Annotated in this window: 6 protein-coding genes; 2 read left to right on the top strand and 4 right to left on the bottom strand. The window is 45.8% G+C overall.

Annotated elements, in window-relative coordinates:
* A partial coding sequence (locus A3757_RS15725) for a S1 RNA-binding domain-containing protein (protein ID WP_156506350.1) occupies positions 1-784 on the top strand: 784 nt, incomplete at its 5' end.
* A 133-nt stretch (positions 785-917) separates the two neighbouring features.
* A complete protein-coding gene (locus tag A3757_RS15720; RefSeq protein ID WP_068515199.1) occupies positions 918-1,388 on the top strand; it encodes a YiiD C-terminal domain-containing protein in 471 nt (156 codons plus the stop codon).
* Here the strand turns inward: A3757_RS15720 and bioA are convergent.
* From bioA to A3757_RS15700, 4 genes are all read right to left on the bottom strand, one after another.
* Positions 1,379-2,677 (bottom strand): adenosylmethionine--8-amino-7-oxononanoate transaminase, encoded by a 1,299-nt coding sequence (gene bioA, locus A3757_RS15715; protein ID WP_068553619.1) that lies wholly within the window; start codon positions 2,675-2,677, stop codon positions 1,379-1,381. The genes A3757_RS15720 and bioA overlap by 10 nt on opposite strands.
* A 292-nt stretch (positions 2,678-2,969) precedes the next feature.
* Positions 2,970-4,853, bottom strand: coding sequence for a DUF4105 domain-containing protein (locus tag A3757_RS15710; protein WP_068553173.1), 1,884 nt, complete (start codon positions 4,851-4,853; stop codon positions 2,970-2,972).
* A 114-nt stretch (positions 4,854-4,967) separates the two neighbouring features.
* A complete protein-coding gene (locus A3757_RS15705) occupies positions 4,968-5,450 on the bottom strand; it encodes a DUF3015 family protein (RefSeq protein WP_068515309.1) in 483 nt (160 codons plus the stop codon).
* 229 nt (positions 5,451-5,679) lie between these two features.
* Positions 5,680-6,663 carry an adenosine kinase gene (locus A3757_RS15700; RefSeq protein WP_068515182.1) on the bottom strand — a complete coding sequence of 328 codons (984 nt, stop codon included), beginning with the start codon at positions 6,661-6,663 and terminating at the stop codon, positions 5,680-5,682.
* Positions 6,664-6,757 lie beyond the last annotated feature (94 nt).

Below are 6,757 nucleotides of genomic sequence, written 5' to 3'. Positions count from 1 at the left end.
TTCTAGCTCAATGGCAAGTGTTTGCGGAAGCAGCTTGGCAATGATGGATGCGGGTGTACCTTTAGCTGCGCCAGTTGCGGGTATCGCAATGGGCTTGGTTAAAGAAGGTGATGACTTTGCCGTTCTGACTGATATCTTGGGTGATGAAGATCACTTAGGCGATATGGACTTTAAAGTAGCGGGTACTGACGAAGGTATTACTGCTTTGCAGATGGATATCAAGATCGAAGGTATCAATGAGCAGATCATGGATATCGCACTTAAGCAGGCACACGATGCTCGTATTCATATTCTTGGTGAAATGAACAAGGTAATTGATGCATCTCGCGAGAACTTGTCTGACAAGGCTCCTGCAATGCGTACCATGAGTGTTCACGCTGACAAGATTCGTGACGTTATCGGTAAAGGTGGTGCAACGATCCGTTCTATTACTGAACAGACTGGTGCATCAGTTGATATCGAAGATGACGGTTCTATCAAGGTATTTGGTGAAGACAATGCGAGTGCTCAAGCAGCTATCGATATGATTATGGGTATCACTGCTGAAGCTGAAATTGGTCAGGTTTACGAAGGTAAAGTTGAGCGTATCGTTGATTTCGGTGCATTCGTTAATATCTTGCCTGGTAAAGATGGCTTGGTTCATATTTCTCAAATCTCAAATGAGCGTGTTGAGAAAGTAACTGATGTTCTTGAAGAGGGTCAGATGGTTAAGGTTAAGGTTCTAGATGTCGATAACCGAGGCCGTATCAAGCTAAGCATGAAAGAATTAGCTGAAGCTGAATAAGCTTTAGTGATGAAACTTAGGTCACTTGCAGTGCATTGAGTGGCCATTAAAGGAAGGGAGGTTTGAAAACCTCCCTTTTTTTATGCTTAAAATACCTTCAATAAAAAAGAGTAGGAAACAGTGAGAGGCGGTAATGGTGGAAAATTATTCTAAGCAAGGGCAGGCGCTAGAGGCCTTTCTCATCAAACATCTCCCGCTGGCTCGTGCCGCCCAGGTTTCTATTGATGCCTATGATGGCGAAACACTAAAGGTCAGCGCACCGTTATCAGAGAATATTAACGATAAAGGCACCGCTTTTGGTGGAAGCTTATACAATCTCTGTGTGATCGCCGGTTGGGGAATGACTCAGCTTAAAGCTGAAGCGCTAGGGCTTAAGGGAGATATCGTTGTTGCCAAGGGGGAGATCAACTACCTTCGGCCACTGAGAGGCCGGCTTGTCGCCACGGCTTATGCACCTGCACCCGAAATCTTGGAAAAAGCTCAGCACCATCACACCGGGCTTGGAAAATCGGTCTTCCATATTGAGGTGAGCGTCCCGGATGAGAATGGCAAAACCTGCGTTAAGTTTAGCGGTAAGTACGCAGTATTAGCCGCTCAAACTTGATGATAGTGTTTGATAACGTGATGGATGGCCTGACAGAGTTTTGCTAGTTCATCATTGCTCATGACATAAGGCGGCATGACGTAAACGAGTTTACCAAAGGGGCGCACCCAAACACCTTGCTCAACGAAGCGGCCTTGTATCTCAGCCATATTGACGGCTTCATATAATTCGACAACACCGATTCCACCCAAGACACGTACTTCATTTACGCTGTCTAGCTTGGCGCATGGGCTTAAGCCTTGTTTTAGCTTGGTTTCGATATTAGCTAAACGATCTTCCCAAGGCGAGTCTAAAAGCTGCTTTACGCTTGCCAATGCTACAGCGCAAGCGAGAGGGTTGGCCATAAAGGTTGGGCCGTGCATGAAAACGCCTGGGTTACCTGAGCTGATGGTATCACTGATATGTCTCGTCGTAAGCGTCGCCGCGAGGGTCATGTAGCCACCGGTGATGGCTTTGCCTAGGCATAAAATGTCGGGTGTTACCTCGGCATGTTCACAGGCGAAGAGTTTTCCGGTACGGCCAAAGCCGGTAGCAATTTCATCAAAAATTAGCAGAACGCCAAACTCATCTGCAAGTTTACGAGCTTCTCTCAAATAGGACTCAGAATAAAAGCGCATTCCCCCGGCACCTTGAACGATAGGCTCCATAATAATGGCTGCGGTATCTTGGTGGTGGTTCTCAAGCGCTGCTCTAAGGGCTTGCTTGTCATGTTCATTGCAGGCTTCACCTGGCTTAGATGTGGGTGCTGGAACAAAGAACTGCTTGGTTAAGGTTTCTGAGAACAGTGAGTGCATACCGTTTATCGGGTCACACACCGACATGGCCGCAAAGGTGTCGCCATGATAGCCATTAAGTAGCGAGATAAAGCGTTGCTTCTTGGGTTTGCCTTGGTCATGCCAGTACTGAATTGCCATTTTCATGGCGACTTCAACGGCCACAGAGCCTGAGTCGGCGAAGAATACAGCCTCTAATTTTTGAGGGCTGATCTCAACCAGGAGTTTGCTTAGCTCGATGGCTGGATCGTGCGTGAGACCGCCAAACATGACATGAGACATTTTGTCGCATTGTGCTTTTAGGGCTTCATTTAGTGTAGGGTGATTATAACCATGAATGACGCTCCACCAGGACGCCATGCCGTCTATTAGCTTTGTTCCGTCTTTTAGCTTGAGTGTGCAACCTTGAGCTGATTCGACATGAAAAATCTTATGGGGTGCACCAATTGCACTGTAGGGGTGCCAGATATGTTGGCGGTCGATCTCAAGGGCAGTTAGCGTGGTGCTGTCGCTCATAGCTTATATCTCTGATTCAAATTTATCATGCCAGTTTAAATGATATGGTTTCGTTCAGGTAGTTTCTATTTTTTTATTGGTCTAGACGTAATCAGCAGAGGGTTTCAGCTCTCGCATGAGTATATCTCGTGCTAACCCGCTAGCGAGCCATGGAAGGCTCTACCTACAATAATAGTATAACCTCATATCTGTAGGCAGAGGGTTCCACCCCTCGCTGAGTCTACCCCGCGCTAACCCTGCCAGCGAGACGAGGGAATGTATGTTTTCGATTGAGAAACCCTTTTTCTTACTCTTAAAAATAATGAACCAGAGAAAAACTGGAGGAGTGCTGATAGGCTTGTTCTTTGGTTTGTTGCTGATAAAAGCTGTGGTAAGCCGTTTGTGCCCGGATTTGCCATTGAGCACCAAGGTTGAAGCTAAAGCCAAGCTCAATATCCAAGCGCTTGAACTTAGCGCCGAAGAGATCAAAGGGGCGATAGGCTTCTAGCTTTAGGTTCCAGTCTTCATGCTGGCTTAGCCAGCCAAGTCGGGGGCCTGCTGCTAACCAGTAGCCTTTATCGATATCATTATCGAGATTCAGTTCTCCGTCAGTAAGGATGTATAGACGCTGCCCAAGATATTCATAACTCAGCCCTCCACCAGCATTCAAAAAACTGCTTAACTCTTCAGGGGCGCTGCGAGGTCGATAAAAGCCTGTCGCAACATGCCAGGAAATTGGTGTAATTAGTAGGTTTCGAGGTGTGTAGGAGGCAATATCGATGAGTTTCAGTTCTTGGAGTCGAGTCTTTGCCTCGTTATTTACCTCGGTACGACGAACTTTCATGTTAAGCATTTCAAGTTTAGCGCCTTGAATATAGCCAGGTAAGGCATCCAGTTGATCATGGTATGCTGCTCGAATTTCCAGTTGCTGGAAATGGTGGCTGCCGTCATAACCGCCGGCTAGCGTTAATCGGCGTGAGTTATGTCCTTGATCGTCACGATACTTAGGTGTTGGAAAGTCTGGAAATACTTTAGTCTTATCGATCTTACTTCTAGTCGAAAGTAGTTCGATCGTTCGTTTGCCAAGGTGTGGAAGGTCGGATTTTTTTCTCACTGCCAGGTAGCGGCTGTATTGGTAGGCCAATTCCAAAACCTTTGCCTGACTTTCTGTATCCAATCTTTGCAAGTGGTTTGTTGCAAGCTTGTTATCTTCTACCAAGTTCCTGGCAAGGTGGATCTCATCATCGCTTAAGTTATCGATCATCTGAGTCATCAGGCTTAAGGTAGAAGGGCGAAAACGTGCGTGCTTTACCGCTCCTGCTTGTTCAATGGCGCGTACTGTATCGGAAGGGATTGCGCTGAGTTTGAAGGCGTCGACGAAGTTAAAGCGTTCGCTGGCTGCATCCAATAAGGTGAGTAATTGGTAGGAGCAGTTTTCATCTACAAAATAATAATCAAAATGAACCGTTCTTATTTCCCAGGTGTGTCGGACAAACTGTTCGACCTCTTCTTGTGTCAGGTCTAAAGCGTATTCCCAAACGTCGCGTGACTCCAGGTGGCTGTATTCTTTGACTTTTTCATAGTAGGGGAGAATTGTAAAGACACCGGGGTAGCCACCGGAAAGACCTTTATAGGTAAAGACTAGCTCATTATCGTCAGGGTTGGCATTGGCGGCAAAGTTGATGCTGTAGTCTAGTAGTGCATTACTGCCAGAGGCGCGATCTATACGAATAAAGGTATGTCCAAACATTGAGGAGGGGCTGTTCAGATAGGCCGCCGGGAAGCTTAAGGTTAAGCTTTTAGGGTCGATCTTGGCGAACCAGTCCTCATAATCTGGGCACTTGGCTTCGGGGAAGTTCAATTCAGGGAGTTGTTGTGTTAGCCAATGAAAACGAGCAGGGAACTGGCAAATAAGCTCAAGGTTGCTGCTGTCGCCAGTAAACGCTGCAATATTAGCCTTGAGCTCAGACTTTGGCGAGTACTTTCCGTCTGGAGCGATAAAAAAACTGTCGTCATCAACCTGACTTTCAAATCGCGGAATAAAGCCTATTTGGTGAAAATGAAGAAGGTCGAGCCATTGTTCATTATCCGCTAGGGAAGTAAGTTTTGAATCTGGTATCGTTTGCGCGAGAGAGTTAAAGCTTAGACAGGCAAGAAAAGCTACATTCACCAGAATGTAATGGTAAGGGCAGTGCATGATATCTCTCGTTAGGGTGAATGCCGGTCTTTTAACTGGCACAAAAAAAGGGCATCAAATTGTGCCCTTTTTTAGATTCTAGATCTAGCGTAAGCGTAGATTAAACGAGGCTAATTAGCCTAGGTATTTAGCAAGAGTCTTGTTCTGGCTCATTACGCTAACCAATGCTTGGTATGCGTCACCAGAAGTTGTTGCTTCAGACATAAAGATTTGGTCAAAGCTTGCTTTCAATGCAGCATTGAATGTAGCAGCATCTTCTTTAGCAACGCCAACAAGTTCAGATAGTGCAGCAAGTGTTTCACCTTCACCAATTGCAGTGTCTTGAGCCAGTTGGTCAAGGTTTTTATCTATAAAAAGGGATACTTGGACTTTTAGAGGGCCGTTTGCATCTTCACAGCCAAGTGTGCCTGAGGTCATAGCAAAAGTTTGGCTGGCTATTCCGTTAGTTGTTGCGGCAAGAACGTGCTCATGCCATTCATCTGCATTTTTGAAAATAACTTCAGTACCTAAGCCGCACCCTGCAGGACCGTGACCGCCGGCAGCCATTGCAGTAAATGGAGCAGAAAGAATGAATGCACCTAAAATTAGTTTTTTCATAGCAATTCCTTGAATCATTTTTTGTAAGTAACGCCCTTCGATTATAAACAGCGTTATTGGAAAAAGGCAATGTGTTTAGTTTTATACAGCTTACCTTAAGTTTCACATTTTAATAGTGTAGTCGAAGATTTGGAAAAGGGAACAACGGGAGCTTTAATCTGCAGTTTCAGGTCGTGATAAGATTTAACAGCCTCATGAGTCGAGGCTGTTAAACGGGAAGAATATTTATCTAGAACTTCAGATCTGCATGTTGTTCTGGTCTGAGTCTCGGGCCGTACTGACTCACCACTTGAGCTGCGGCTCTGTTAGCAAGCGTTGCTGCTTGGGCAAAGGTTTGGTCATGAGTGATTGCATAAAGAAATGCACCTGCGAACATGTCGCCGGCTCCATTTGTATCGATTGCTTTTGCTTCAACGCCAGCGACTATTGAGATTTCATTGCCGTCATAAACGAGAGCGCCATCTTTTCCTAAAGTAATTGCAAAAGACTTTGCAGTTTCTTTAAGCTTTTCAGCAGCATCTTCGATGTTATTGCTTTGTGTCCAGGCGAGTGCTTCGTCTTTGTTGCAGAATAATAAATCAACCTGTTGGCCGATCATTTCCTTTAGCCCTTCGCCAAAGAACTCGACCATTCCTGGGTCAGAGAGGGAAATTGCCGTTTTTACACCCTGCTGCTCGGCAATTTCCCGTGCTTTGATGGCCGCTTGTTTGCCACTAGGTGATGTAACGAGATAGCCTTCGATATACAGGTATTCAGATTGAGCAATAGCTTTAGCATCAAGCTGTGCTTCATCTAATTCAGCGCTTACGCCCAAGAATGTATTCATGGTTCGTTCGGCGTCAGGGGTAATCATAACCAGACATTTTCCGGTTGTACCATTCGGGTGGGCTTTATCGCTTGTGGTCACGCCCGCTGCTTGGGTATCTTGTTGGAAGAATAGGCCGTTTTCGTCGTCTGATACTTTGCAGGAATAATAGGTCTTGGCACCGAAGTAACTGGCAGCGATAATCGAGTTGCATGCCGAGCCGCCGCTGGCTCTTTTACTACCAACCAAGTGTTCTTTCATTAGCTCTAGTATTTCGGCTTGGCGGGTTTCATCCACCAAGGTCATTAGACCTTTCTCAATATTAGCTTGGGATAGGAATTCATCGGTGACTTCAATTTCAGTATCGACGAGGGCGGCGCCTAAACCATAGACGTGATATTGTTGCATAGTAATTGCCTTGCTAGTTGGCTAATGGTGGTGTCCATTATATACAGCGTCATTTGCGTATGGCAAAGACGATTTATACGCTTGGTGAATAGCC

The sequence above is a fragment of the Oleiphilus sp. HI0117 genome, assembly GCF_001635235.1.
This window is presented reverse-complemented; position numbering and strand designations above follow the sequence as displayed.

Bases quoted from the DNA above. Each gene is read 5' to 3' on its own strand.
- A3757_RS15720 (WP_068515199.1), top strand. From the start codon at position 918: ATGGTGGAAAATTATTCTAAGCAAGGGCAGGCGCTAGAGGCCTTTCTC.
- bioA (WP_068553619.1), bottom strand. From the start codon at position 2,677: ATGAGCGACAGCACCACGCTAACTGCCCTTGAGATCGACCGCCAACAT.
- A3757_RS15710 (WP_068553173.1), bottom strand. From the start codon at position 4,853: ATGCACTGCCCTTACCATTACATTCTGGTGAATGTAGCTTTTCTTGCC.
- A3757_RS15705 (WP_068515309.1), bottom strand. From the start codon at position 5,450: ATGAAAAAACTAATTTTAGGTGCATTCATTCTTTCTGCTCCATTTACT.
- A3757_RS15700 (WP_068515182.1), bottom strand. From the start codon at position 6,663: ATGCAACAATATCACGTCTATGGTTTAGGCGCCGCCCTCGTCGATACT.